1 protein-coding gene is annotated in these 510 nt (G+C 62.5%); it reads right to left on the minus strand.

The genetic code is table 11. From position 1 onward, the window contains the following. The coding region (gene ddpX / locus AC3WLT_RS37310) for a D-alanyl-D-alanine dipeptidase (RefSeq protein WP_492596548.1) at nucleotides 1-461 on the minus strand (461 nt) is incomplete at its 3' end. Between the last annotated feature and the right edge of the window lie 49 nt (nucleotides 462-510).

Consider the following 510-nt stretch of genomic DNA (forward strand, 5'->3'; position numbering starts at 1 on the left):
GCGGCATGCATTACGCCCAGCAGCAGCAACCGGTTGCGCTGCACGTGCTCGGGCAGGTCAGGATGAAAGTGTTCGGACTCGATCGTCATGGCATCGAAGCCCGTGCCCATGTCGAGTTCGCTGCCGCTCGCATCGAGCAGCGTCAGATCGAGCGCTGTGCCGCGGCTGTGGTTCGAACCCAGGCCGAGGTCGGCGACATACGTCGGATCGGGCAGGAAATCCCACAGTACCTGTTGCGCCTGTGGCGGACGGTACGCGTCAAAAATCCGCAGTGTCGTGCCGATGCTCCTTGCGATTGCGACGGCCTTGCGCAGACCCGCTTCGGCAGGGGCGAGCAGCAGGCAATGCGCCGCCTTGTAGATCGGCTTGCCGGTCAGGTTGCGATCCGTCGCGTAGACGAGGTCGATGTCGACGCCGTGGCTTTCGGGCGTGATGTGGATCAGTCGGTGTGGTACGGTCATCGAAAGGGCGCGGTTGAATCCTGCGTAAAGAGGGTTAGAGATCGAACTG

Source organism: Paraburkholderia sp. FW306-2-2C-D06C, assembly GCF_058781505.1.